This window comes from Streptomyces spectabilis (assembly GCF_008704795.1).
In the GTDB taxonomy this organism is placed as follows: Bacteria; Actinomycetota; Actinomycetes; order Streptomycetales; family Streptomycetaceae; genus Streptomyces; species Streptomyces spectabilis.
Genome location: NZ_CP023690.1, coordinates 2,846,728 through 2,871,768 on the forward strand (window position 1 = coordinate 2,846,728; position 25,041 = coordinate 2,871,768).

At 72.7% G+C, this 25,041-nt stretch carries 25 protein-coding genes and 1 riboswitch; of the genes, 14 read left to right on the forward strand and 11 right to left on the reverse strand.

Annotated features, from left to right (window positions below):
- The first annotated feature begins 94 nt into the window (after nucleotides 1-94).
- The 5 genes from CP982_RS12265 to CP982_RS12285 all read left to right on the forward strand — a co-directional run bounded on the left by CP982_RS12265 (nucleotide 95) and on the right by CP982_RS12285 (nucleotide 6,178).
- On the forward strand, nucleotides 95-895 hold the full coding sequence (locus tag CP982_RS12265; RefSeq protein ID WP_150510554.1) for an ATP-binding cassette domain-containing protein: 801 nt from the start codon (nucleotides 95-97) through the stop codon (nucleotides 893-895).
- Entirely contained in the window at nucleotides 867-2,951 is a 2,085-nt protein-coding gene (locus CP982_RS12270; protein ID WP_150510555.1) for a YhgE/Pip family protein, read from the forward strand. Before CP982_RS12265 ends, CP982_RS12270 begins: the two co-directional genes overlap by 29 nt.
- Nucleotides 2,952-2,980: 29 nt before the next feature.
- A complete protein-coding gene (locus tag CP982_RS12275; protein ID WP_030679400.1) occupies nucleotides 2,981-3,598 on the forward strand; it encodes a TetR/AcrR family transcriptional regulator in 618 nt (205 codons plus the stop codon).
- 392 nt (nucleotides 3,599-3,990) lie between these two features.
- Complete coding sequence (locus CP982_RS12280; protein ID WP_150510556.1) at nucleotides 3,991-4,602, forward strand: DUF4126 domain-containing protein; 612 nt, start codon at nucleotides 3,991-3,993, stop codon at nucleotides 4,600-4,602.
- A gap of 49 nt (nucleotides 4,603-4,651) precedes the next feature.
- Complete coding sequence (locus CP982_RS12285) at nucleotides 4,652-6,178, forward strand: phytoene desaturase family protein (protein WP_150510557.1); 1,527 nt, start codon at nucleotides 4,652-4,654, stop codon at nucleotides 6,176-6,178.
- Nucleotides 6,179-6,199: 21 nt separating this feature from the next.
- Here the strand turns inward: CP982_RS12285 and CP982_RS12290 are convergent, their stop codons facing one another.
- The 5 genes from CP982_RS12290 to CP982_RS12310 all read right to left on the reverse strand — a co-directional run bounded on the left by CP982_RS12290 (nucleotide 6,200) and on the right by CP982_RS12310 (nucleotide 10,734).
- Nucleotides 6,200-7,123 carry a hypothetical protein gene (locus CP982_RS12290; protein ID WP_150510558.1) on the reverse strand — a complete coding sequence of 308 codons (924 nt, stop codon included), beginning with the start codon at nucleotides 7,121-7,123 and terminating at the stop codon, nucleotides 6,200-6,202.
- A gap of 42 nt (nucleotides 7,124-7,165) precedes the next feature.
- Nucleotides 7,166-8,086, reverse strand: a complete 921-nt coding sequence (metF, locus tag CP982_RS12295) for a methylenetetrahydrofolate reductase [NAD(P)H] (RefSeq protein ID WP_150510559.1) — start codon at nucleotides 8,084-8,086, stop codon at nucleotides 7,166-7,168.
- 214 nt (nucleotides 8,087-8,300) lie between these two features.
- Nucleotides 8,301-8,963 (reverse strand): thiamine phosphate synthase, encoded by a 663-nt coding sequence (thiE, locus tag CP982_RS12300; RefSeq protein WP_150510560.1) that lies wholly within the window; start codon nucleotides 8,961-8,963, stop codon nucleotides 8,301-8,303.
- A 75-nt stretch (nucleotides 8,964-9,038) separates the two neighbouring features.
- Complete coding sequence (locus tag CP982_RS12305) at nucleotides 9,039-9,404, reverse strand: Rv2175c family DNA-binding protein (RefSeq protein WP_144002974.1); 366 nt, start codon at nucleotides 9,402-9,404, stop codon at nucleotides 9,039-9,041.
- A 109-nt stretch (nucleotides 9,405-9,513) separates the two neighbouring features.
- Nucleotides 9,514-10,734 (reverse strand): NAD(P)/FAD-dependent oxidoreductase, encoded by a 1,221-nt coding sequence (locus CP982_RS12310; protein WP_150510561.1) that lies wholly within the window; start codon nucleotides 10,732-10,734, stop codon nucleotides 9,514-9,516.
- Between the two features lie 83 nt (nucleotides 10,735-10,817).
- Nucleotides 10,818-10,930, forward strand: a riboswitch (TPP riboswitch).
- Here CP982_RS12310 and thiO point away from each other — a divergent pair.
- From thiO to CP982_RS12335, 5 genes are all read left to right on the forward strand, one after another.
- Nucleotides 10,928-12,199, forward strand: a complete 1,272-nt coding sequence (thiO, locus tag CP982_RS12315; RefSeq protein ID WP_150510562.1) for a glycine oxidase ThiO — start codon at nucleotides 10,928-10,930, stop codon at nucleotides 12,197-12,199. (Overlaps the previous riboswitch by 3 nt.)
- Nucleotides 12,196-12,417, forward strand: coding sequence for a sulfur carrier protein ThiS (thiS, locus tag CP982_RS12320; protein ID WP_150510563.1), 222 nt, complete (start codon nucleotides 12,196-12,198; stop codon nucleotides 12,415-12,417). The genes thiO and thiS overlap by 4 nt, the downstream gene beginning before the upstream one ends.
- Nucleotides 12,418-12,421: 4 nt before the next feature.
- Nucleotides 12,422-13,216 (forward strand): thiazole synthase, encoded by a 795-nt coding sequence (locus CP982_RS12325; RefSeq protein ID WP_150510564.1) that lies wholly within the window; start codon nucleotides 12,422-12,424, stop codon nucleotides 13,214-13,216.
- 91 nt (nucleotides 13,217-13,307) lie between these two features.
- Nucleotides 13,308-15,320, forward strand: coding sequence for a Stk1 family PASTA domain-containing Ser/Thr kinase (pknB, locus tag CP982_RS12330; protein ID WP_150510565.1), 2,013 nt, complete (start codon nucleotides 13,308-13,310; stop codon nucleotides 15,318-15,320).
- Between the two features lie 115 nt (nucleotides 15,321-15,435).
- Nucleotides 15,436-16,299 carry a deoxyribonuclease IV gene (locus CP982_RS12335; protein ID WP_150510566.1) on the forward strand — a complete coding sequence of 288 codons (864 nt, stop codon included), beginning with the start codon at nucleotides 15,436-15,438 and terminating at the stop codon, nucleotides 16,297-16,299.
- 9 nt (nucleotides 16,300-16,308) lie between these two features.
- Here CP982_RS12335 and CP982_RS12340 read toward each other — a convergent pair whose 3' ends face one another.
- Complete coding sequence (locus CP982_RS12340; protein ID WP_144002981.1) at nucleotides 16,309-16,941, reverse strand: sulfite oxidase-like oxidoreductase; 633 nt, start codon at nucleotides 16,939-16,941, stop codon at nucleotides 16,309-16,311.
- 154 nt (nucleotides 16,942-17,095) lie between these two features.
- Between CP982_RS12340 and bfr the strand changes: the two genes are divergently transcribed.
- Nucleotides 17,096-17,575: a bacterioferritin gene (gene bfr / locus CP982_RS12345; RefSeq protein WP_150510567.1), complete on the forward strand. Its 480-nt coding sequence runs from the start codon at nucleotides 17,096-17,098 to the stop codon at nucleotides 17,573-17,575.
- Here bfr and CP982_RS12350 read toward each other — a convergent pair.
- The 3 genes from CP982_RS12350 to CP982_RS12360 all read right to left on the reverse strand — a co-directional run bounded on the left by CP982_RS12350 (nucleotide 17,572) and on the right by CP982_RS12360 (nucleotide 20,258).
- Nucleotides 17,572-17,823: a (2Fe-2S)-binding protein gene (locus CP982_RS12350; RefSeq protein WP_150510568.1), complete on the reverse strand. Its 252-nt coding sequence runs from the start codon at nucleotides 17,821-17,823 to the stop codon at nucleotides 17,572-17,574. The two genes, bfr and CP982_RS12350, sit on opposite strands and share 4 nt — an antisense overlap.
- A 132-nt stretch (nucleotides 17,824-17,955) precedes the next feature.
- On the reverse strand, nucleotides 17,956-19,308 hold the full coding sequence (locus tag CP982_RS12355) for a class II 3-deoxy-7-phosphoheptulonate synthase (RefSeq protein ID WP_150510569.1): 1,353 nt from the start codon (nucleotides 19,306-19,308) through the stop codon (nucleotides 17,956-17,958).
- 35 nt (nucleotides 19,309-19,343) lie between these two features.
- On the reverse strand, nucleotides 19,344-20,258 hold the full coding sequence (locus CP982_RS12360) for an SRPBCC family protein (protein ID WP_150510570.1): 915 nt from the start codon (nucleotides 20,256-20,258) through the stop codon (nucleotides 19,344-19,346).
- A 44-nt stretch (nucleotides 20,259-20,302) separates the two neighbouring features.
- On the opposite strand from CP982_RS12360, the gene CP982_RS12365 reads away from it, so the two are divergent.
- From CP982_RS12365 to CP982_RS12375, 3 genes are all read left to right on the forward strand, one after another.
- Nucleotides 20,303-20,896 (forward strand): TetR/AcrR family transcriptional regulator, encoded by a 594-nt coding sequence (locus CP982_RS12365; RefSeq protein ID WP_170316406.1) that lies wholly within the window; start codon nucleotides 20,303-20,305, stop codon nucleotides 20,894-20,896.
- 9 nt (nucleotides 20,897-20,905) lie between these two features.
- Nucleotides 20,906-20,962, forward strand: coding sequence for a trp operon leader peptide (locus tag CP982_RS43210; protein WP_150515438.1), 57 nt, complete (start codon nucleotides 20,906-20,908; stop codon nucleotides 20,960-20,962).
- Nucleotides 20,963-21,075: 113 nt separating this feature from the next.
- The gene (locus CP982_RS12375) at nucleotides 21,076-22,965 is read left to right on the forward strand and encodes an anthranilate synthase family protein (RefSeq protein WP_150510572.1); all 1,890 of its coding nucleotides are present in this window, start codon (nucleotides 21,076-21,078) and stop codon (nucleotides 22,963-22,965) included.
- Here CP982_RS12375 and CP982_RS12380 read toward each other — a convergent pair.
- Together CP982_RS12380 and CP982_RS12385 are read right to left on the reverse strand one after the other, a co-directional pair.
- Nucleotides 22,908-23,912 (reverse strand): 2-hydroxyacid dehydrogenase, encoded by a 1,005-nt coding sequence (locus CP982_RS12380; RefSeq protein ID WP_150510573.1) that lies wholly within the window; start codon nucleotides 23,910-23,912, stop codon nucleotides 22,908-22,910. The genes CP982_RS12375 and CP982_RS12380 overlap by 58 nt on opposite strands.
- Before the next feature lie 86 nt (nucleotides 23,913-23,998).
- Nucleotides 23,999-25,027, reverse strand: coding sequence for a 6-phosphofructokinase (locus tag CP982_RS12385; protein ID WP_150510574.1), 1,029 nt, complete (start codon nucleotides 25,025-25,027; stop codon nucleotides 23,999-24,001).
- Nucleotides 25,028-25,041 lie beyond the last annotated feature (14 nt).

Here is a 25,041-nt window from a genome sequence, read left to right on the forward strand (position 1 = left end):
CTCGCGGGCCCCGGCCCGCGGGCACCCCCAGGCATTCGGCTTGCCGACTTTTCGGCTCGCACGCTTCGGACGACGTGGAAAGGCGAGGAAGACCGTGAACGGTTCGCACGGCGCCGCCGTCAGCGCGGCGGACTTCGGACTCCAGGGGCCACGGGGCTGGGCGTTCCGCGGCATCGGCTTCACCGCGGAGCCGGGCGCGCTCATCGCCGTCGAAGGCCCCTCCGGGTCCGGCCGCACCTCTCTGCTGCTCGCGCTCACGGGGCGCATGCGGACCACCGAGGGCACGGCGTCCGTGGGCCGCGCCCGGCTGCCCGGTCAGCTCGCCGCGGTGCGCCGGACCAGCGCGCTCGGCCCGGTCCCCGGCGTCAACGACCTCGACCCCGCACTGACCGTCGCCGAGCACCTGCGGGAGCGCGCGCTCCTGGAGCGGCGGTACACGGGCTCGCTGCGCGTGCTGCTGCGCCCGCGCGCGGAGCGGGCGACCGAGTCCCGGCTGCGGATCGACATCGCGCTCAGGGACGCCGGGCTCGACGTCGGCGCGCTCCCCAAGGGCTCGCGGACGCCGGTGCGGGACCTGGAGCGCCTCGACGCGCTGCGGCTCTCGGTGGCGCTCGCGCTCATCGGGCGCCCCCGGCTGCTCGGCGTCGACGACACCGACCTCAAGCTGTCGGACGCCGAACGGGACGCCGCCTGGGACCTCCTGCGGTCCGTCGCCGCGCGCGGGACGACGGTCGTGGCCGTGTGCAGTGAGGCCCCCGAGGGCGCGGTCGTCGTTTCGACCGCGGCGGGCTCGTCCAGCACCCCGCCCTCCCCCGCCGAAGGCGAGGGCGCCGCCGACCCGACCGACGACGACAAGGAGACGGCGGATGCGTTCCCCGAAGCTCGCCGCGCTTGAGCTCAAGCGCTTCGGCAGGGGCAGGCTCCCGCGCGCGGCACTCGTCGCGCTCCTGCTGCTCCCCCTGCTGTACGGCGCGCTGTACCTGTGCTCGTTCTGGGATCCGTACGGCCACCTCGACCGGATCCCCGTGGCCCTCGTGAACGACGACAAGGGCGCCAAGGTCGACGGCAAGAAGCTCGCGGCGGGCGACGGCATCGTCAAGAAGCTGCGGGACAGCGAAACCTTCGACTGGCGCGAGGTGAGCGCCGCCGAGGCCCGCGAGGGCGTCGAGGACGGCACGTACTACCTCTCGCTGACCATGCCGTCCGACTTCAGCAAGCGCGTCGCGTCGAGCTCGGGCGCCTCTCCGGAGACGGGGGCCCTCCGGGTCCGCACGAACGACGCGAACAACTACATCGTCGGGCAGATCTCCCGCACGGTGTTCTCGGAGGTCCGCACGGCGGCCTCCACGAAGGCCTCGCGCGGCTTCCTCGACAAGATCTTCATCTCGTTCTCCGACATCCACGGGGCGACGGAGAAGGCGGCCAAGGGCGCCGACAAGCTCGAAGGCGGCATCGGAAAGGCGAAGAAGGGCTCCAAGGACCTCGTCGACGGCCTGAAGAAGGCCAAGGGCGGCAGCGGGGACCTCGCCTCGGGCATCAGGAAGCTGCACACCGGCGCGGGTGACCTGGAGGACGGCTCACGCCGCGTCGCGGACGGCACGCGGAAGCTGGCCGACCGCGTCAACGGCGAGGCGGCCAAGGTACGGCCGTACCTGAAGGACAACGGCAAGACCCTCGGCGACAGCGCACAGCTCGTCGCCGACTCCTCCAAGGCGGTCCGCCACAACCTGAGCACCCTGGTCGAGAGGGCCCCCAAGGCGGCCACCGACGCCAAGGAGGCGTCGGCCGCCCTGGACAGCCTCTACGAAGAGCAGTGCCGACAGGCTCCCGAGGCCCCTTCCTGGTGCCCGAAGCTGAAGAAGGCCAAGGAGGTCGCGGCCGACGTCTCGACCATCGCCGGGGACGTCGACACGCTGGTCAAGGACCAGAACGGCGATCTGAAGCAACTCGACACGAGCCTCGCCACGCTCCAGAAGAAGGCCCAGGGCCTCGCCGACCGCGCACCGCACCTGGACGAGAAGCTGGAGAAAACCGTCCGGGACGTCAACACGCTCAACAAGGGTGCCGGGGACGTCGCCAAGGGCGCCAAGAAGCTGCACACGGGCCTCGGCACCGCCAAGACCGGAGCCACGGACCTGGACACGGGCGTCGGCAAGCTGGAGACGGGCGCGAGCGACCTCGAAGGCGGCATGTTCAAACTGGCCGACGGCTCCCAGAAGCTGGCGGGCGGCCTGCACGACGGCGTCAAGAAGATCCCCGACTACGACAAGAAGGACCGCGACCAGCGCACCGACGTCATGGCCGACCCGGTGCAGCTCGCCTCCCGGTCCCTGCACAAGGCGCCCAACTACGGCACCGGCTTCGCCCCCTACTTCATCCCGCTGTCCCTGTGGGTCGGCGCGATGGTGGCGTACATGCTGATCCAGCCGCTCAACCGGCGCGCGCTCGCCGCGGGCGCGTCCGCGTGGCGCGTCGCGCTCGCGGGCTGGCTGCCGGTCGCGGCCCTCGGGGTGCTGCAAGTGGCCGCCCTGATGTCCGTGCTGCACTGGGGCCTCGGCCTCCAGATGACGCGGGCGGCCGGGACCATCGGCTTCCTGGCCCTGGTGACGGCCTGCTTCGCGGCGATCGTGCAGTGGCTGAACGCCCGCTTCGGGGCGGCGGGGCGCATCCTCGTGCTCGCGGTCCTGATGCTCCAGCTGACATCGGCGGGCGGCACGTACCCCGTGCAGACGAGCCCGGGCTTCTTCCGCGCGATCCACCCCTACTTGCCGATGAGTTACGTCGTCGACGCCCTCAGGAGGCTCATCACGGGCGGCGGTCTCGGCCCGGTCTGGCAGGCGTGCGCGGTCCTCGCGGCCTTCACCGCGGGCGCCCTCGCGCTCACCGCCGTCACCGCGCGCCGCAAACAGGTGTGGACACTCGACCGGCTGCATCCGGAGCTGAGCCTGTGAACGGGACGGGACCTGTGAAAATCAGGCACATGGAAAGCAGCGCGAGCAGCACGCGGCGTGAGGCCACCAGGCAGAAGTTGTACGAGGCCGCCGTCACCCTCATCGCGGAACAAGGGTTCTCCGCCACGACAGTTGACGAGATCGCCGAACGGGCGGGCGTCGCGAAAGGCACGGTCTACTACAACTTCGCCAGCAAGTCCGTCCTCTTCGAAGAGCTGCTGCGGCACGGCGTCGGCCTGCTCACCGCCTCCCTGAAGGACGCCGCCGAGCGGACCGTCCTGGAGGGCGGCAGCAAGGTCGACGCGCTGGACGCGATGATCCGCGCGGGCCTCCTGTTCATCGACCGCTACCCGGCCTTCACCCAGCTGTACGTCGCCGAGCTGTGGCGCACGAACCGGGCCTGGCAGTCCACCCTGATGGTCGTCCGCCAGCAGGCCGTCGCCGTGGTCGAGGACGTCCTGCGCGCGGGCGTCGCGAACGGCGAGCTCAGCGAGGAGATCGACATCCCCCTGACGGCGGCGGCGCTCGTCGGCATGGTCCTGGTTGCCGCGCTCGACTGGCAGTCCTTCCAGCCGGAGCGCTCGCTCGACGACGTGCACGCGGCGCTGTCCCGGCTGCTCCAGGGGCGGGTGAGCGGCAGCCGCTGACCCCGGCGGTCCACCGGTGGCCCACGGCCTCCGGTTCACCCGTTCGTACGCGTCCCCCGTCGCACGGCGCCGGTCCGGTGCGGCCTGGCACAGGCACACCGGACCGGCGCCCACTCGGTCCCCCCAGCGACCCCCGTGGTCGTTCCCCCGGTCGCCCCCGTCACCTCGCTCCCGCCCTGCGAAGGGGGGAGGAGCGGCCAAGGGCGCCGCCCCGTTCCGCCGCCCCGTGTCGGCGGTGCCGGTGCCGCGCCCTTCTCCGTGTCATCACTCTCCCGTCCGCGCACGTCGGACCCCATCCGCGCGCGTACTCATCTCCGTCCCTAGGTACGGATACTCAGGCCCGGGCGCTCAAGCGCAGGCCGGAACGTCGCTTGCTAGTTACGATCACGTCCGTGTCCGTACTTCCCCTGGTGTTCACCAGCGGCTGGGCCAGCGGGATCAACGCCTACGCGGTGGTCCTGCTGCTCGGCGTGTTCGGCGCCACGGGGCTCTCCGACGACGTGCCCGAGTCGCTGCAGAGCCCGGGGGTGCTGATCGCCGCGGGCGTGCTCTTCGCCTGCGAGGCCGTCGCCGACAAGATCCCGTACGTGGACTCGGTGTGGGACGCCGTGCACACGGTCATCAGGCCGCTGTCCGGCGCCTGGGTGGGCGCGCTCCTCGCCGGGCAGAGCGGCTCGCTCCCGGACGTGGCGGCGGGCGCGATCGGCGGCTCCACGGCCCTTGCGAGCCACGCCGTGAAGGCCGGGACGCGGATGGCGGTCAACACCTCGCCGGAGCCCTTCAGCAACGCGATCCTGAGCACCGCGGAGGACCTCGGCGTCGGCGGGGTGGTCACCTTCGCGATGTTCCACCCCGAGGCCGCGGCGGTCATCGCGGGCGTACTGCTGCTCCTCGGCGTACTGCTGCTCGCCTTCCTCGCCTCGCGCATCCGCCGGTTCCTGCGGCGCAGGGCGCAGCGCCGCGAGGAGCGCCACCTGGCGGCCGCGGCGGACCGGGGGCCGTAGCGGCGGGCGGCCGACGGCGTTGTCAGTGGCGGCGGATAAAGTCCCTGGCATGGCACGGATTGTGGTGATCGGCGCCGGGATGGGCGCGATGACGGCCGCCGCCCGGCTGGCCGTCGCGGGCCACCGGGTGGTGGTGCACGAGCGCTCGCACACGTACGGCGGCGCGGTCGGCCGCGTGGAGCGCGACGGCTTCGGCTTCGACACGGGCCCGGCCCTGCTGCACCTGCCAGCGGTCTACCGCGACCTGTTCGTGAAGACGGGCAAGCAGCCCCTGGAGGACCTCGTCGAGCTGTCGCAGGTCGAGCCCGCGGTCCGGCACGTCTTCGCGGACGGCACGACGACGGACCTGCCGAACGCGTCGCGGGCGGGCGTCAGCGACGCCCTGGACGCGGCCCTCGGCTCCGGCGCGGGCGCCCTGTGGTCGGCGTTCATGAACCGCGCGCGGGAGGCCTGGGACCGCACCCGCCGCCCCCTCCTGGAAGAGCCCCTGTGGCCGAACTGGCAGGTGCTCGCCGACCGCGAGCCCTACCCCTCGGTCGCCCGCCGCCGGCTGCTGCGCAAGGAGCGGCGCGCGGCCACGCTCGCCGAGATCGGCGCCTTCGAGCTGGATGGCGAGCCCCGGCTGTGCGCGCTCCTCGAACACTTCGCCCTCGCCCACGGCCTCGACCCGCGGACGGCGCCCGCGAGCGCGGCCGTGCTGCCCTATCTGGAGCAGACCTTCGGCTCCTGGTCGGTGCGCGGCGGACTGCGCGCGCTGGCCGACGCGGTGTACGAGCGCTGCCTGGCCCGCAGGGTCGAGTTCGCCTTCGGCTCGGCGGTGTCGCGGATCGTCGTCAAGGACGGCCGCACGGCGGGCGTCGAGCTGGCGGACGGCACCGTGGTCGACGCCGACTTCGTGGTGGCGGGCGTCCCGCCGCGCGCCCTTGAGTCCATGCTGTCCGACGCCACCGGTCCGGGCACGGGCACACCGGCACCGGTCCGCGCCCCCGGCGGCGTCCCCGCGCAGTCGGGCCTCCCCAGCCGTCTCACCGTCCTGCTGGCCCTGCGGGGAGCCCGCCCCGACGGCACCCCGCACCGCACGGTGCTGCACACGCCGGACCGCGCGGACGAGCTCGACCGGGTCTTCGGGCCGCGCCCCGGGCTCCCCGCGGCGCCGACCCTCGCCGTGCTGCGCCCGGACGACGCGGCGAGCAGGCCGGACGCGGACCACGAGGCCGTGACCCTGACCGCCACGGTCCCCGCGGGCGCCACCGTCACGGACGCGGACGTACGAGGGCTCGTCGAGCGCGCCGAGTCCGCCGTCCCGGATCTACGCGACCGCCTCCTGTGGCACGAGGTGCGCACCCCTGCCGATGTCGAGGAGGCCACCGGCGCCGTCGGCGGCGCGGTGCCGGCCCCCGCTCTCGCGGCGGCCGGCGGACGCCTTCTGCACCCCGCCAACAGCACGGCTGTCGCGGGCCTGTTCGCGGCCGGAGGCTGGGCGCACCCCGGCGGCGGCCTTCCGCACGCGGGCATGTCCGGCACCCTGGTCGCCGGGCTGATCGTCGAGGGGCCGGAGTTCCGCGGCTCCCAGTGAGCCGTCCGTGAGGTCAGCAGGTCAGTAGCGGTACTGCTGCTCGCCGTTGTACCCCGGCTCGTAGCCGAAGACGTTCCCCTGCCCCGGCTCGCCGTCGACGGGGTCGAACGGCGGGTACGGGGGCTGGTCGGGCGGCGGTTCGGCGCCGTAGGGCGCGGCTTCGCCGGTGCGCTGGTGCGGCACCCAGACGCCGCCGGGCGGGGTGTCCTGGTAGCCGGTGCCGTAGGTGTCCCCGCCGTAGGGCGCGTAGGCGGCCTTGTCGGCGTACGCGTCGTAGCTCGGCTGGGCGCCGTAGGTCTGCGGGCCGATGTACGGGTCGGAGTAGGCGGCGTACCGCTGCTCGCCCGTGTCGCCGTAGGCGAAGTGCAGGGGGTCCTGCTGGGCCGGTGCGCCCTGCTGGTCGTAGGGGGCGTAGGTGTCGAAGGCGTAGCCCTCACCGGTGGCGGGCGGGGTCTGCGGGGCGTCGGGATAGACGCCGTACTGGCCGGTGTCGTCGGGCATCGGCTCGGGTGCGTACGCGCCGGGTCCTGCGGTCTGCACCTCCATCATGGCCGTCGACTCAAGGGCGTCGGGCTCGGCGGACGCCCCGGGACCGGCGGCGTCCGCCTCGTACTCGAGCTCCGAGACCTGGAGCGTCGGCTGCGGGGCGGCCGCGCCGGGGCCCGCCTTGCGGCGCTTGCTGGCGCCGGGCTTCCCGCCGACCGCCCAGCCACTGGCGAAGCCGCGGCGGAACGATAGCGTCACATAGGTCTGCCCGACGGCGAAGGCGACGGCGCCCGCCGCGATCACGAGCACGGACGGCAGCAGCACGCCGACGACCACGCCGAGGAAGCCGCCGAACGCGAGGAGCCGCCAGCGCAGCCGCGCCTTGTACTGCAACAGCACCTCGCCGAGCAGCCACAGCGCGACCACGCCGAACGCGAAGTAGAGGACCGCCAAGCCCATGTACGCCCCTCTCCCCTGCGGCCGCCGCGCGGGTACGACCGGTCAGGCCTGCTGCTGGTGCAGGCCCAGGTTCTCGTAGATCTCCAGTGTCGCCGTGGAGTTGTTCAGCGTGATGAAGTGCAGCCCCGGGACGCCCTCGGCGAGGAGCCGCGCGCAGAACTCCGTCGCGAACTCGATACCAATGGAGCGTACAGCGGCGGGATCGTCCTGTGCCGAGAGGATCCGCTCTTTGAGGGCGGGCGGGAAGTCCGCGTTGCTGAGCTGCGGAAGTCGCTCCAGCTGGCGCACGTTCGTGACCGGCATGATCTCGGGGATGATCGGTGTCTCGCAGCCCGCCGCGGCCACGCGGTCGCGCAGCCGCAGGTATTCCTCGGGGTGGAAGAACATCTGCGTGATCGCGTAGTCCGCGCCCGCGCGGCACTTGTCGACGAAGTGCCGGACGTCGGAGTCCCAGTCGGCCGAGCGCGGGTGCATCGCGGGGAAGGCCGCGACGCCGACGCAGAAGTCGCCGGACTCCTTGATGAGCTGGACCAGTTCGGCGGCGTATGCCAGACCTTCGGGGTGTTTGACCCATTCGCCCATCGGGTCGCCGGGCGGGTCGCCGCGGAGCGCGAGCATGTTGCGGATCCCGGCGTCCGCGTACTGCCCGATGATGTTGCGCAGCTCGGCGACCGAGTGGTCGACGGCGGTGAGGTGGGCGACCGGGGTGAGCGTCGAGTCGGCGACGATCTGCTCGGTCTCCTTGACCGTGCCCGCGCGCGTGGAGCCACCGGCTCCGTACGTCACGGACACGAAGCTCGGCGCGACCGCCTCGACCCTGCGCAGCGAGTTCCACAGGTTCCGCTCGCCCTTGGGGGTCTTCGGCGCAGAGAACTCGAAGGAGTACGTGGTCTTGCCGGTCGCGAGCATGTCGCGCACGGTGCGTGCGCGGTCCGTCCTGGTGGAAGCAGTGCCTAGGGCCATACCGGCAGGTTAGCCAGGCCGCGCCGGTCACCCAACCAAAGGCAGGTGATATGTCCATTTAGTCAGCCTGTTGTCCGCCCCTCGGACACTCACAAGCTATTGATCAGACAGGTGTACGTACATATTGATGCGATCGGCGTACCCCTCAGGCGCAGGCCGCCGACGCATGCCGCCGTCGTATGCCGATACCGCGCGCGGGCACCGCGCCGTCCTGTCAGACCGTACGGAGCCGCTTCGCGAAGTCCGCCGCCGCGGCGGCGGGGTCGTCCGCCTCCGCGATCGCACGGACGACGACCACCCGACGGGCGCCCGCTTCGAGCACTTCGTCCAGATTGCCCGCATCGATACCGCCGATCGCGAACCAGGGGCGGTCCGTGCCGAGCCCGGCCGTGTGGCGGACGAGGTCGAGGCCCGGAGCGTGTCTGCCCGGCTTCGTGGGCGTCGGCCAGCACGGGCCGGTGCAGAAGTAGTCCACGCCCTCCTGGACGGCGGCCGCGGCGGCCTCGTCCTCGGCGTGCGTGGAGCGGCCGACGAGGACGTCCGCGCCGAGGATCGCGCGGGCCGCCGGCACCGGCAGGTCGCCCTGGCCCAGGTGCAGCACGTCGGAGCCGATGGCGTGCGCGACGTCCGCGCGGTCGTTGACCGCGAGGAGCTTGCCGTGGCGGCGGCAGGCGTCGGCGAAGACCTGGAGGTGCTCCAGCTCCTCCGCGGCCTCCATGCCCTTGTCGCGCAGCTGCACGACGTCGACGCCGCCCGCGAGGACGGCGTCCAGGAACTGCGGGAGGTCCCCCTGGCGCTTGCGCGCGTCCACGCACAGATAGAGCCGTGCGTCCGCGAGCCGGGCGCGTGCGGAACCGCCCGCCGTGTCGGTGGCCATGGAACGTTCCCCCCGGATGTCGGTGGCGTACGGGCCGGGCGGCTGCCCGCGCCCGTACGCCGGATGGTGGTCAGGTCAGACGGCGAGCGCCTGCGCGCGGCGCTTCACCTCCGTGCCGCGATTCTCGCTCAGGGCCTGCGCGGGGGTGCCGGGCAGGGTCGGGTCGGGGGTGAAGAGCCACTCGAGCGCCTCTTCGTCGGTGAAACCGTCGTCCCGCAGGAGCGTCAGCGTTCCGGACAGGCCCTTGACGACTTTGTCGCCGTCGATGAAGGCCGCCGGTACCTGAAGCGTCCTGTTCTCACCGCGGCGCACGGCGATCAGCTGGCCCTCCTTGACCAGCTGCCGCACGCGCGTCACCTCGACGTCGAGCATCTCTGCGATGTCGGGGAGGTGGAGCCAGGCGGGGACGAGAGCATCGGTCTTTGCGTCAATCTCGGTCACGGATCAAGCGTGCCACCTCCGGCCGGGTGCCGGTAGCGGGGGGCCGTGGCTTCGCCCCGTGCCCCATGTGCTGTCGCGCTCCGGCACGGCCCGCCCCGCGCAGGGCGTCCTAGGCGCGGACCGCCTTCTTCAGCGGCACCGCCGGGTCCGTGACCAACGCCGGGTCCATCGGGGTGGCGGCGTCGATCAGCTTCCTGGACTGGGCCAGGTCCCGGGGGCGGCCCACCGCGAGCACGGCCACGAGGGCGCCGTCGCGGAGCCAGCAGACCGTCCAGGACGGGGTCGCGGGGTCGCCGCGCCAGACCAGCTCGTCGGCGGCCGCGTGGTGGCCCGCGTACTGGACGAAGCGGCCGAACTGCTCGGACCAGAAGTACGGCACCGGGTCGTACGCCTCCGGCGCCTCGCCGACGAGGGCGGCGGCCACCGTGCGCGGCCCCTGCACGGCGTTGTCCCAATGGTGGACGAGGAGCCGCTCGCCGTACCGGCCCGACGGGAAGGACGCGCAGTCGCCGACCGCGTACACGTCGGGCGCGGAGGTGCGCAGCCGGTCGTCGGTCACGACCTCGCGGTGGACGCCGAGCTCGATGCCGGAGCCCGCGAGCCAGGCCGTCGCGGGCCGGGCGCCGATGCCGACGACGACGGCGTCCGCGGGCAGCCTGCTGCCGTCGTCGAGGAAGACCGCGCCCGGCTCGACGCGTGCCACGCGTGCGTGGGTGCGCAGTTCGGCGCCCGCCTCGGCGTACCAGGCCGCCATCGGGGCCGCGACCTCGGCGGGCAGCGCGCCCGCCAGCGGGCGTCCGGAGGCCTCCACGACCGTCACGGCGCAGCCCGCGTCCCGCGCGGCCGTGGCGAACTCCGCGCCGATCCAGCCCGCCCCGACGACCACGACGTCGTGCCGCTCGGCGAGCACGGGCCGCAGCCGCTCGGCGTCGTCGAGCGTGCGCAGCAGATGGACCCCGGGCACGCCGTCGGAGCCGGGCAGACGCATCGGTTCGGCACCGGTGGCCAGCACCAGGCTGTCGTAGCCGACCGGGCCCGCCGCCGTGTCGAGCTCGTGGTCCGCGGGGCGGACGCCGGTGACCTCGACGCCGAGCCGCAGCTCGATGCCCAGGGCCTCGAAGTCGATGTCGAAGGCGGAGCCCTCGGCGTTGCCCAGCAGCACCGCCTTGGACAGCGGCGGCCTGTCGTACGGCTGGTGCGGCTCCGCGCCGAGCACGGTGACCGTGCCGGTGAACCCCCGCTCGCGCAGCGCCACGGCCGTCTGCACCCCGGCCATGCCCGCGCCCACGATGACGACCCGCTGTCCCGCCCGCTTCCGCTCTTCGCTCACCCGATCAACTGTAGGACGGCCCCCCGGCGCCTGAACACGACGGGCTTACCGGCCCGGCGGGCGACGGGCTAGGGTGGCCGGTGCAGAGCACTCGCGGGAGCCCGGACGACCGGGCTGAGAGGGAGGCTGGGACGGCCTCCGACCGTACGAACCTGATCCGGGTCATGCCGGCGAAGGGAGGGGCTGGACGCCCATGCGTTCCCGTACGAAACCACCGAACGCGTCCGATTCCCGTACGTCACCTTCTCGTACGTCACCACCGCCGTCGCCGTCGCCGCCACCACCGACCGGTCGCACCGCGGACGTCCTGGTCGTCGGCGGCGGCGTCATCGGGCTCGTCACGGCCTGGCGGGCCGCGCGGCGCGGCCTGTCCGTCACCGTCGTCGACCCCGAACCCGGCGGCGGCGCCGCGCAGGTCGCCGCGGGCATGCTGGCCGCCGTCACCGAGCTGCACCACGGCGAGCAGACGCTGCTCGGCCTGAATCTGGCCTCCGCCCGGCGCTACCCGGACTTCGCCGCCGAGCTGACGGAGGCGTCCGGCGAGGACATCGGCTACCGCGCGTGCGGCACGCTGGCCGTCGCGCTCGACGCCGACGACCGGGCCCACCTGCGCGAACTGCACCTCCTCCAGCAGCGGTCGGGGCTGCGGTCGGAGTGGCTGAGCGGCCGCGAGTGCCGCCGCCTCGAACCGATGCTCGCCCCCGGGGTGCGCGGCGGCCTGCGCGTCGACGGCGACCACCAGGTCGACCCGCGCAGGCTCACCGCGGCCCTCCTCGTGGCGTGCGAGCGGGCCTCCGTGGCCTTCACGCGCGCGTGGGTGCGGGAACTCGTCGTCGTACGGGACCGCGCCACCGGTGTCGTCCTCACCGACGGCACCGCGCTCGACGCCGGGCAGACCGTCCTCGCGGCGGGCAGCCTCAGCGGGCGCATCGCCGGGGTCCCCGAGCACGTGCTGCCGCCGGTGCGGCCAGTCAAGGGCCAGGTCCTCAGGCTCACCGTGCCCGAGCGGTACGCGCCGTTCCTGAACCGCACCGTGCGCGCCGTCGTCCGCGGCAGCCACGTCTACCTGGTGCCCCGGCTGAGCGGCGAACTCGTCGTGGGCGCGACCAGCGAGGAGCTCGGCTGGGACACCACGGTCACCGCGGGCGGCGTGTACGAGCTGCTGCGCGACGCCCACGAGCTGGTCCCCGGCATCACGGAGCTGCCGCTGGTGGAGACCCGGGCCGGACTGCGCCCCGGCTCGCCCGACAACGCGCCGCTGCTCGGGCCCACCGCCCTGCCGGGCCTGCACCTGGCCACCGGCCACTACCGCAACGGCGTCCTCCTGACCCCCGTCACGGGCGACGTCATGGCACACGTCCTGACCACCGGCGAACTGCCCGACGAGGCCCGGCCGTTCACGCCGCGACGCTTCGCCGCGACCGCCCCCGCCGCTTCCCAGCACCTCTCGGAGCTGCCCGTATGACCACGCCCCCCGCCGTCTCCGCCATTTCGGTCAATGGCGAGGCCCACGACGTCGCCGCGGGCACCACGCTCGACGTCGTCGTCGCCGAGCTGACCGCCGCCCCGTCCGGCGTCGCCGCGGCCCTCAACGAGACCGTCGTCCCGCGCGCGCAGTGGGCCACCACCGCGCTCCGGGACGGCGACCGCGTCGAAGTCCTCACCGCCGTCCAAGGAGGCTGACGACATGGCGGACGACTCCCTCGTCATCGGCGGCCTCACGCTGTCGTCCCGGCTGATCATGGGCACGGGCGGAGCGCCGAGCCTCGACGTCCTCGAACGGTCCCTGGTGGCCTCGGGGACGGAGCTGACCACCGTCGCGATGCGGCGCGTCGACCCGGGTACGCACGGCTCCGTCCTGTCCGTCCTGGAGCGCCTCGGCATCCGCGTCCTGCCCAACACGGCGGGCTGCTTCACCGCGGGCGAGGCCGTGCTCACCGCCCGTCTCGCGCGCGAGGCGCTCGGCACCGACCTGGTGAAACTGGAAGTGATCGCCGACGAGCGCACGCTCCTGCCCGACCCCGTGGAGCTGCTCGACGCCGCGGAGACCCTCGTCGACGACGGCTTCACCGTCCTTCCCTACACGAACGACGACCCCGTCCTTGCCCGGAAGCTGGAGGACGCCGGCTGCGCGGCCGTCATGCCGCTCGGCTCCCCCATCGGCTCCGGGCTCGGCATCCGCAACCCGCACAACTTCCAGCTCATCGTGGAGCACGCGCGCGTGCCGGTGATCCTGGACGCGGGCGCCGGTACGGCGTCCGACGTGGCGCTCGCGATGGAGCTGGGGTGCGCCGGGGTGATGCTGGCCTCCGCGGTCACCCGGGCACGGGAGCCGGTCCTCATGGCGGAGGCCATGAGCCACGCGGTCGTCGCCGGTCACCTGGCCCGGCGGGCCGGGCGGATCCCCCGGCGGCACTTCGCCGAGGCGTCGTCCCCCGCGACGGGCCTCGCGGCCCTTGACCCGGAGCGGCCCGCCTTCTGAGGCCGTGGGCTCGGTCACAGCTCCGCTGCAGTCTGCCCCGGGCGGGGCCCGGGGCGGCCTCGGCGTCAGTGGCGGCTCGTAGACTCCCTGCGTGGACACGACCCTTAAGGACCCCCTCGTCGGGCAGGTGCTCGACGGGCGGTATCGCGTGGACGGGCGGATCGCGGTCGGCGGGATGGCCACGGTCTACCGGGCCGTGGACACCCGCCTCGACCGCGTGCTCGCGCTCAAGGTGATGCACCCGACGCTGGCCGCCGACGCCTCGTTCGTCGAGCGCTTCATCCGCGAGGCCAAGTCCGTCGCCCGGCTCGCCCACCCGAACGTGGTCGGGGTCTTCGACCAGGGCACCGACGGCCCGTACGTGTACCTGGCGATGGAGTACGTCGAGGGCTGCACCCTGCGCGACGTGCTCCGCGAGCGCGGCGCGCTGCGGCCGCGGGCCGCCCTCGACATCCTGGAGCCGGTCCTCGCCGCCCTCGGCGCCGCGCACCGCGCCGGATTCGTGCACCGCGACATGAAGCCCGAGAACGTCCTCATAGGGGACGACGGCCGGGTCAAGGTCGCCGACTTCGGCCTCGTCCGCGCGGTGGACTCGGTCACGAACACCACGGGCACCGTCCTCGGCACGGTGTCGTACCTGGCCCCCGAGCAGATCGAGCACGGCACGGCGGACACCCGCGTGGACGTGTACGCGTCCGGGGTCGTCCTGTACGAGATGCTGACCGGCGCCAAGCCGCACTCCGGCGACTCCCCCGCACAGGTCCTGTACCAGCACCTGAACGAGGACGTGCCGCCGCCGTCCGCCGCCGTGCCGGGCCTCGCCTACGAACTGGACGAGCTGGTCGCGACGGCCACCGCCCGCAACCCCGATCTGCGCCCGTACGACGCGGTGGCGCTGCTCGCGCTGCTGCGGGAGGCGCGCTTCGCGCTCACCGCCGAGCAGTTGGACACGGTGCCGCCGCTGGCCCGCACGTCGGAGCACGCCGCGCACGACGCTTCCGAGGACCGTACGAGCGTCATCCCGCGCGCGGGGGGTGCGGTGCAACTGCCGCTGCCCGCCACCCGGGACGTCGGAAACCCGGGGCGGGTCGGGCAGAACGGGCAGGACGGGCTCAACCGCACCAGTGTGCTGCGCACCCCGCAGCCCCCGCCGCGCCCCGCCGGGGCACCGGCCGCCCGCCCCGCCTCCCTCAAGGAGCGCATCCGGCGGCGGCTGCTCGCCCGGCGCGGGATAACCCTGGCGATAGCGGCCGCGCTGCTCGTCCTGGGCGTCGGCGCGGGCGTCTGGTACATCAACTCCGGCCAGTTCACGACGGTCCCCGCGGTGCTCGCCAAGACCGAGAAGGAGGCCCGCGCGCGGCTCGACGACGTCGGGCTCGACGTGCGCAAGGTCCAGGGCAAGTACAGCGACACCGACAAGCGCGGCACGGTCATCGCCACCGACCCCGACGTGGGCGACCGCATCCGCCAGAACGGCAAGGTGACGCTCACCGTCTCGCTGGGCCCGCAGACCGTGAAGGTCCCCGACCTGGAGGGCACGCCGCTCTCCGAGGCGAAGGACAAGCTCGACGACGCCGGGCTCGGCGCCGGAATGGTCACCAGGACCTTCAGCGAGGACGTGGCCAGGGGCTCCGTGATCAGCACGGAGCCGAAGCCCGGCACGGTCCGCAGGACGGGCACCGCCGTCGCCCTGCTCGTGAGCAAGGGCACCCCCATCGAGGTGCCGGACGTCACCGGCGACTCGGAGAGCGACGCGCGCGAGGAGCTGGAGGAGGCGGGCCTCAAGGTGAAGATCGCGCCGACGCGGGTCTTCTCCGACGAGGACAAGGGGGCCGTGGCCAAGCAGTCCCCCGAGCCGGACGAGCGGCTCGCCGGGGGCGACACGGTGACGCTGACCCTGTCCAAGGGGCCCGAGATGGTGGAGGTCCCCGACGTCGAGGGGATGAGCGTCGACGAGGCCACGGACAAGCTGGAGGCCGCGGGGTTCGACGTCGAAAAGGACCGGGGCCTGCTCGGGATCTTCGGCGACACGGTCAAGGACCAGTCGGTGGACCCGGGCGACGAGGCCCCCAAGGGGTCGACGATCACCATCAAGATCCGCTGACCGTCCGGGGGCACCGCCCCCGGACGCCCGCTCCGCACGCCGGAGGGGCTGGAACCGTGTCGCAAGGGGCGCCCCCGGTCGGGAGCACCCCCGGCGGCGTGCCACCCTGGATCGAATGAGCAGCAAGAAGTCCCTCATCGGCAGCCACGTCCCCGTCGCCGGCGGCCTGGCCCGCATCGGCCTCGCCTACGCCCGCGACCTCGCCGCGGAGGCCGTCCAGGTCTTCGTCGCCAACCCGCGCGGCTGGGCGACGCCCGCGGGCAACCCCGAGCAGGACGAGGCGTTCCGCGCGGCCTGTGCCGCCGAGGGGATCCCGGCGTACGTCCACGCCCCGTACCTCATCAACTTCGGCTCGCACACCGAGGCCACGGTCGAGAAGTCCGTGGAGTCGCTGCGGCACTCGCTGCGCCGCGGGCGCGAGATCGGCGCGCTCGGCGTGGTCGTGCACACCGGCTCGGCCACCGGCGGCCGCCACCGCGAGGTGGCGCTGCGGCAGGTGCGCGAGCACATGCTGCCGCTGCTCGACGAACTGACGCACGACGACGACCCGTTCCTGCTCCTGGAGTCGACCGCGGGCCAGGGCGCGTCGCTGTGCTCCCGCACCTGGGACTTCGGCCCGTACTTCGAGGCCCTGGACGCCCACCCTAAGCTCGGCGTCTGCCTGGACACCTGCCACGTCTTCGCGGCCGGGCACGACCTGGCCGGTCCCGGCGGGGTGAAGCAGACGCTCGACCTGCTCGTCGACACCGTCGGCGAGGGCCGTCTGAAGCTGGTGCACGCCAATGACTCCAAGGACGTCGTCGGCGCGCACAAGGACCGGCACGAGAACATCGGCACCGGCCACATCGGCGCCGAGGCGTTCCGCGAGCTGATGGCCCACCCGGCGACGGACGGCGTACCGCTGATCATCGAGACGCCCGGCGGCAAGGAGGGGCACGCGGCGGACGTGGCCCGGCTCAAGGAGCTCCGCGACTGCTGACCCCGCGCCTCAGAGCTCGGGGCCGTCCCCGGGCTCTTCCTGGTACGAGTAGCGCTGCTCGCGCCAGGGGTCGCCGATGTTGTGGTAGCCGCGCTCCTCCCAGAAGCCGCGGCGGTCGGCGGTCATGTACTCGATGCCCCGGACCCACTTGGGGCCCTTCCAGGCGTACAGGTGGGGCACCACGAGGCGCAGCGGGAAGCCGTGCTCGGCGGTCAGCAGCTCGCCGCCCTTGTGCGTGGCGAAGATCGTGCGGTCGCTGAGGAAGTCCGCGAGGCGCAGGTTCGAGCTGAAGCCGTACTCGGCCCAGACCATCACGTGGGTCGCGGTCGGCGCGGGCGGCGCGAGGGCGGTCAGATCACGGGCGAGCACGCCGCCCCATTCGGCGCCGAGCATGCTGAACTTCGTGACGCAGTGCAGATCGGCGACCACCGTCGTGTACGGAAGGGCCGAGAACTCCTCGTGCGTCCAGGAGTGCTTCTCGCCGTCGGCGGTGGCGCCGAAGACCCTGAAGTCCCAGCGCTCCGGGCGGAACTTGGGGACCGGGCCGTAGTGCGTGACCGGCCAGCCGCGCTGCAGTCGCTGCCCCGGCGGAAGGTCCGGCTCCACTACGTCTCGAGATGTGCGACCCACCGGCTGACCCATGGCTCCATCCTGACAGACCGGAAGCAGTGGACGTGACCAGGTATACGCGGATTCGGGCAACTCCTACTAAGCGTGCACTTACTGGACGCCCCTCGGACGCCAGTGCAAGGATGCGCGCTACCTGCCAGTCCCCCGCTTGGAAGGAGCCTCTGCGATGCAGGGCGACCCCGAGGTCATCGAATTCCTCAACGAGCAGCTGACCGCCGAGCTCACGGCGATCAACCAGTACTTCCTGCACGCCAAGATGCAGGAGAACAACGGCTGGACGAAGCTCGCCAAGTACACCCGGTCCGAGTCGATCGACGAGATGAAGCACGCCGAGGTGCTCACCGACCGGATCCTGTTCCTCGACGGCCTGCCCAACTACCAGCGGCTGTTCCACGTACGCATCGGCCAGTCCGTCACCGAGATGTTCCAGGCGGACCGCCAGATCGAGGCGGAGGCGATCGACCGCCTCAAGCGCGGGATCGAGGTGATGCGCGCCAAGGGCGACATCACGTCCGCGAACATCTTCGAGTCGATCCTCGAGGACGAGGAGCACCACATCGACTATCTCGACACCCAGCTGGAGCTGGTCGAGAAGCTCGGCGAGCCGCTGTACATCGCGCAGCTCATCGAGCAGCCGGAGGGCTAGGCCGCCTCGTCCAGGCCGGAGAGCACCGGCTCCCCCTGGTCCACGAGCTCACGGCGTGGGCACGCGCCCCGGCCGAGCAGCGCCTGGATGCGTCGTACGCACGAACCGCAGTCCGTGCCCGCCTTGCAGGCCGACGCTATCTGGCGGGGGGTGCAGGCGCCGTCCGCCGCGTGCTTCCTCACCTGCGCTTCGGTGACCCCGAAACAGTTGCAGACGTACACGCGGTTCACCTCCCGGACAGGACTCATCGGTAACGCCGTCCCGATTGATCGGTGAGGCTAACCTAACCTTACCCGCGACGTCGGGTACACAAAAGCCCCGGATACGCCGGTGGGGCACGGATCACACGGATCCGTGCCCCACCGGCGTCATCGCGAGAGCTACTGGTCCCGGTACATCTCCGCGACCAGGAAGGCCAGGTCCAGGGACTGGCTGCGGTTCAGACGCGGGTCGCAGGCCGTCTCGTAGCGCTGGTGCAGGTCGTCGACGAAGATCTCGTCGCCGCCGCCCACGCACTCCGTGACGTCGTCGCCGGTCAGCTCCACGTGGATGCCGCCGGGGTGGGTGCCGAGGGCCTTGTGGACCTCGAAGAAGCCCTTGACCTCGTCGAGCACGTCGTCGAAGCGGCGGGTCTTGTGGCCGGAGGCCGCCTCGTAGGTGTTGCCGTGCATCGGGTCGGTGATCCAGGCGACCGTCGCGCCGGACGCGGTGACCTTCTCGACCAGCTCGGGAAGCTTGTCGCGGACCTTGTCCGCGCCCATGCGGGCGATGAAGGTCAGACGCCCGGGCTCGCGCTCGGGGTCGAGGCGCTCGATGTACTGGAGCGCCTCCTCGGCCGTGGTCGTCGGGCCGAGCTTGATCCCGATCGGGTTGCGGATCTTGGAGGCGAACTCGATGTGCGCGCCGTCGAGCTGGCGGGTGCGCTCACCGATCCACACCATGTGGCCGGAGACGTCGTACAGATCGCCGGTGCGGGAGTCGACGCGGGTCAGCGCCGACTCGTAGTCGAGCAGCAGCGCCTCGTGGGAGGCGAAGAACTCGACCGTCTTGAACTCCTCCGGGTCCGTGCCGCAGGCCCGCATGAAGTTCAGCGCGTTGTCGATCTCGCGGGCGAGCTGCTCGTAGCGCTGGCCGGAGGGGGAGGACTTCACGAAGTCCTGGTTCCAGGCGTGCACCTGGCGCAGGTCGGCGTAGCCGCCGGTGGTGAAGGCGCGGACCAGGTTGAGCGTCGACGCGGAGGCGTTGTACATCCGCTTCAGGCGCTCGGGGTCCGGGACGCGGGCCTCCTCGGTGAAGGCGAAGCCGTTCACCGAGTCGCCGCGGTAGGTCGGCAGCGTCACGCCGTCGCGGGTCTCGGTGGGCTTGGAGCGCGGCTTGGAGTACTGACCGGCGATCCGGCCGACCTTCACCACCGGCACGGAGGCCGCGTAGGTGAGCACGGCGCCCATCTGGAGGAGGGTCTTGAGCTTGTTGCGGATGTGGTCGGCGGACACCGCGTCGAAGGCCTCGGCGCAGTCGCCGCCCTGGAGCAGGAACGCCTCGCCCTTGGCGACGGCTCCCAGCCGGGCGCGCAGCTGATCGCACTCGCCCGCGAAGACGAGCGGGGGATACGACTCGAGGTCCGCGATCACATCGCGCAGAGCCTCGGCATCGGGGTACTCGGGCTGCTGCGCCGCGGGCAGGTTGCGCCAGGTGTTGCCAGCGCTCGCGCTGGTCTTAGCGTTCACGGTCACGCCGTCAACACTAAGGGGTCACCCGGCCCGTCCATTCACCCGCTCACAAAGTGAGACGGGACAGACACCGCGCGCTCCGCCGCGCTCGGAGCGGCCAGCGCGAGCGCCCGGTGCGTGCGCCGCAGTGTCAGCCGGGCCAGGAAGGGGTGTCCGAGGCGGACCACGCTCCAGTAGAGGCGTCCGCGCACGGTATCGGTCCGCACGGCTGTACTCAGGGTGACGTACTGCTCGTCGACCAGGATCGAACCCCAGGCGGTCAGCCCCTTGACCTGGACGTCCATGAGCACCTCTCCGCCCTCGCGGGCCAGGACCGGGAAGCCGCGCAGGACGCCGGTCCAGGCGTCGGGGTCGCGGGGCAGGCCGGGGAGGAGGGGCATGCGGTACGCGTCCCGGTACCCGGGGCGGTCGACGGCGGTGCGGATCAGGCGGGCGCCCTCGGGCCAGTCGACGGTTTCCGCGCGGGGCCAGGTGAGCCGGTTGAACAGTCGGACGCGGGGCGTCCAGCGGGCGGGGCGGGGGCAGGTGCCCGTCGTGGCGCGCTCCACGTTGTCCAGGAGCTCCTCGACCAGGGTGTCGTGCACCGGCCGGATCACCGTGGGCCACAGGATCCGCTCCAGGCCCTTCGGGCGGGTCTCCAGGACGTGCCGCACGCGGCAGCGGCGCTCCCCCAGCGGCTCGACGGTCAGTTCGTGGAATCCGCCCGACGGGTCGGTGAAGTCGAAGCGGACCCGGCGACCGGGCTCGTACGCCGCCACGCGGTAGCGGACCGGGCCGTGGCCGCCGACGGCGCCGACGGCGAGCGGGCCGTCGAAGGTCATCGCGGGCCAGGCGGGGGTGGGGAAGACCGGGTCGTCCGGCGCGGAAAGGCGGTCGAGCAGGGCCCCCACCGCACCGGCCGGAGCCTCGACGATCCGCTCGTGCTCATTGCGTACGACACCCGTGACACTCACGACGCACCTCCATACGCTGGCGTACAGAAACCATACGGTACCGTATGGACATGGCGCAACGGCAGCGGAGAACGACCCCGGCGAAGCCCCGGCTCACCGCGCGGGACTGGGCGGACGCGGCGCTCGTCGCGATCGGCGAGGGCGGGCTCGCGGCCGTCGCCGTGGAGCCCCTCGCGGTCCGCCTCGGCACCACGAAGGGCAGCTTCTACTGGCACTTCGCCAACCGCGACGCGCTCATCGAGGCCGCCCTCGACCGCTGGGCGGAGCGCCACACCGAGGACACCATCAGCGAGGTCGAGGCGGAGCCGGACGTGCGGCGGCGCATCCGGCTGCTGTTCGCCGAGGCCATCGGCTCGGCCGCCGCCGACCCGCTGGAGGTGGCGCTGCTCGCGACCGCGTCGGACCCGCGGGTCACGGCGGCCCTGCGGCGGGTGACCGAGCGCCGCGTCGCGTACGTCGCCGGGCTCTTCGCCCAGCTCGGCTTCCCGGGCCCGGAGGCGCGCCGCCGGGGCCTGCTCGCGTACACCGTCTATCTGGGCCACGCCCAGCTCGGGCACGCGGTGCCCTCGGTGCTGCCCGGCGAGAGTGACTTCGGTGCGTACTTGGACGAGGCGCTCGACGTGCTGATGGTGCGCTAGGGTGCGGGCATGTTCGCGCAGTCGACCCGCTTCTGGTGGTGGCCCGCTCTTCCGGCGGCCCACTGACTGCGCGTACCCAGCAGACATCGCGAAGGCCGCCCGAGGGGCGGCCTTCCGTGCTTCCCGGACGGTGTCCGGGACCGGCCGTTCCTCTGACTCCCAGAGAAGGAACAGCTCCGATGCACCTCTCCGACCTCCTGACCGACGACCGTCCCTTCGCCCTCCTGCGGCGCCGCACCCCGGGCCGCGACCACGCCGTGGTGGAGGTGCTCCGCGGCCCCGTGACCACGTACGAGCGGCTCGCCGACCTCCCGGAGGGGCTCGCGCTCGTGCCGTTCCGGCAGATCAGGGAGCGCGGCTTCGACGTCACGGACGACGGCACGCCGCTGGCCGTGCTCACCCCCGACGAGACGTACGAACTCCCTCTTGAACAGGCCCTGACGGAGCTTCCCGGGCACGACGTGCGGGTCACGGGGCACGGCTTCGACGTGAGCGACGACGCGTACGCGGAGATCGTCGGCCGGGTGCTCCGCGAGGAGATCGGGGGCGGCGAGGGCGCCAACTTCGTGATCCGGCGTACGTACGAGGGCGAGATCCCCGGCTTCGGGCGGGCGGACGCCCTCGCGCTGTTCCGCAGGCTCCTGGAGGGCGAGCGGGGCGCGTACTGGACGTTCGTCGTGCACACCGGGGACCGGGCGCTGGTCGGGGCGAGCCCGGAGGTGCACGTGCGGATGTCCGGCGGGACCGTCGTGATGAACCCGATCAGCGGGACCTACCGCTACCCGGCCGAGGGGCCGTCGGTCGAAGGCCTGCTGCGCTTCCTCGACGACGCCAAGGAGACCGAGGAGCTGTCGATGGTCGTCGACGAGGAGCTCAAGATGATGTGCACGGTCGGCGACATGGGCGGCGTGGTGGTGGGGCCGCGCCTGAAGGAGATGGCGCATCTGGCGCACACGGAGTACGAGCTGCGCGGCCGCTCGTCGCTGGACGTGCGGGAGGTGCTGCGCGAGACGATGTTCGCGGCGACGGTGACCGGTTCGCCGGTGCAGAACGCCTGCCGGGTGATCGAGCGCCACGAGGCCGGGGGGCGCGGCTACTACGCCGGTGCCCTGGCGCTCGTCGGCCGGGACGCGGGCGGGGCGCAGACCCTGGACTCGCCGATCCTGATCCGCACCGCCGACATCGCCGCGGACGGCCGGCTTCGGGTGCCGGTCGGCGCCACCCTGGTGCGCGGCTCGGACCCGGCCGGTGAGGTGGCCGAGACCCATGCGAAGGCGGCGGGGGTGCTCGCGGCCCTCGGGGTGCGCCCCGGGCGGCCGCGGGCACAGGGCACGCGGCCCGCGCTCGCCGACGACCCCCGGGTGCGGGCGGCGCTCGACGGGCGGCGGGCGGGGCTCGCGCCGTTCTGGCTGCGGATGCAGGAGGCGGCGCGGGAGCTGTCGGGGCACGCCCTGGTGGTGGACGGCGAGGACACGTTCACGGCGATGCTCGCGCACGTGCTGCGGTCGGCGGGCCTCGGCGTGACCGTGCGGCGCTACGACGAGGCGGGCCTGCGCGCCGCGGTGCTCGGCCACGCCGGGCCCGTGGTCCTCGGCCCCGGCCCCGGCGACCCGTCCGACGCGGCGGACCCGAAGATGCGGCTGCTGCGCGGGCTCACGGCCGAACTGCTCCGGGAGCGGCGCGGCCCGGTGCTCGGCGTGTGCCTGGGCCATGAGCTGATCGCGGCGGAGCTGGGCCTGGACATCGTCCGCAAGGACGTCCCGTACCAGGGCGCGCAGACGACGATCGACCTGTTCGGGCGGGCCGAGACCGTCGGCTTCTACAACAGCTTCGCGGCGCGCTGCGACGACGACGCGGAGCTGGAGCTGGCCGCGCACGGCATCGAGGTGAGCCGGGACCGGACGACGGGCGAGGTGCACGCGCTCCGGGGGCCCGGCTTCGCCTCGCTCCAGTTCCACCCGGAGTCGGTGCTGTCCCTTCGGGGGGCCGCGGTGGTGCGCGAGCTGCTCGGTCAGGCCGCCGGGCCCGCGGGCACCAGCACGTTCTCGGAGCGGCGGCCCGCGACGTAGTCCAGGACGTTGGCGAGCGTGGCCTCGATGATCTGTCCGACGGCGTCCTCGGTGTAGTACGCCTGGTGCGAGGTGACCACCACGTTCGGGAAGGTGACGAGGCGGGCCAGGGTGTCGTCCTCGACCACCTCCAGGGACTTGTCCAGGAAGAAGAGCCCGGCCTCGGCCTCGTAGACGTCGAGGCCGACGCCGGTGAAGCGGCCCGCGCGCAGCTCGGCGACGAGGGCCTCGGTGTCGATGAGGCCGCCGCGGCTGGAGTTCACGAGGATCGCGTCGTCCTTCATGGCGCGCAGGGCGGCGGCGCCGATCAGGTGCCGGGTCGCGGGCAACAGCGGTACGTGCAGGCTGATCAGGTCGGACTCGGCGAGGAGCTGGTCCTTGTCGACGTACTTCATGCCGAGCTGGACGCAGGCGGGGTTCTCGGCGACGTCCCAGCCGAGCAGGTTCATGCCGAAGCCGTGCGCGATCCGGGTGAAGGCCTCGCCGATCTTGCCGGTGCCGAGGACGCCGACGGTGCGGCCGCGCAGGTCCCGGCCCATCAGGCCGTCGAGGCGGAAGTCGAAGTCCCGGGTGCGGTTGCTGGCGCGGACGATGCGGCGGTTCACGGCCATCGCCAGGGTCCAGGCGAACTCCGCCACGGAGTACGGGGAGTAGGACGAGACCCGGGCGACGGTGAGGCCCAGGCGCTCGGCGACCTGGAGGTCGATGTTGTTGAAGCCGGTCGAGCGCTGGGCGATCATCTGGGTGCCGCCGGCGGCGAGGGTCTGCAGGACGCGGTTGTCGAGGATCGCGTTGACGCTGGTGGAGATCACCTCGTAGCCGGCGGCGATGGGGGCGGTGTCCTCGGTGAGGAAGACGTCCAGGCAGCGGATGTCGTGGTGCGGGGCGAAGGCCTTCTCGATGAGGGGGCGCTCGTCTGCCTGGACGCCGAAGGCGAGAATCTCCACGGTTTCACTCCCGTTCAGGGGTGCAGGTCCTGTACGGGGCGAATATACGTTTTGGCCCCCCGCAGGGCGCGGGGCGCCGTGGAAGCTCAGCCGAAGAAGACTCCCACCTCCTGGTAGAGGGCCGGGTCGACCGTCTTCAGTTTGGCGGTGGCCTCCGCGATGGGGACGCGGACGATGTCCGTGCCGCGCAGCGCGACCATCTTGCCGAAGTCGCCGTCCCGGACGGCGTCGATCGCGTGCAGGCCGAAGCGCGTGGCCAGCCAGCGGTCGAAGGCGCTGGGCGTGCCGCCGCGCTGGACGTGGCCGAGGACCGTCGTGCGGGCCTCCTTGCCGGTGCGCTTCTCGATCTGCTTGGCCAGCCACTCCCCCACGCCGGAGAGCCGCACGTGCCCGAAGGAGTCGAGGGACTCGTCCTTGAGGACCATGTCGCCGTCCCTCGGCATGGCGCCCTCGGCGACGACCACGATCGGCGCGTACGAGGCCTTGAACCGGGAGGTCACCCACGCGCAGACCTGGTCGACGTCGAAGCGCTGCTCGGGGATGAGGATGACGTTGGCGCCGCCCGCGAGCCCGGAGTGCAGCGCGATCCAGCCCGCGTGGCGCCCCATCACCTCGACGACCAGGACGCGCATGTGCGACTCGGCGGTGGTGTGCAGCCGGTCGATGGCCTCGGTGGCGATGCCGACGGCGGTGTCGAAGCCGAAGGTGTAGTCCGTGGCGGACAGGTCGTTGTCGATGGTCTTGGGCACGGCGACGACGGGCACGCCGTACTCGTCGGTGAGGCGCGCGGCGACGCCGAGGGTGTCCTCGCCGCCGATCGCGATGAGCGCCTCGACCTCCAGTTTGGCGAGGTTCTCCTTGATCCGCCGGATGCCGTTCTCGGCCTTCAGGGGGTTGGTGCGTGAGGAGCCGAGGATGGTGCCGCCGCGGGGCAGGATGCCGCGGACGGCCGGGATGTCGAGCTGGACGGTGTCGCCCTCCAGGGGGCCGCGCCAGCCGTCGCGGAAGCCGACGAACTCGTAGTCGTACGCCTGCACGCCCTTGCGGACGACGCCCCGGATGACGGCATTGAGTCCGGGGCAGTCGCCGCCTCCGGTCAGAACTCCGACCCGCATGGAAATGTCCCTTC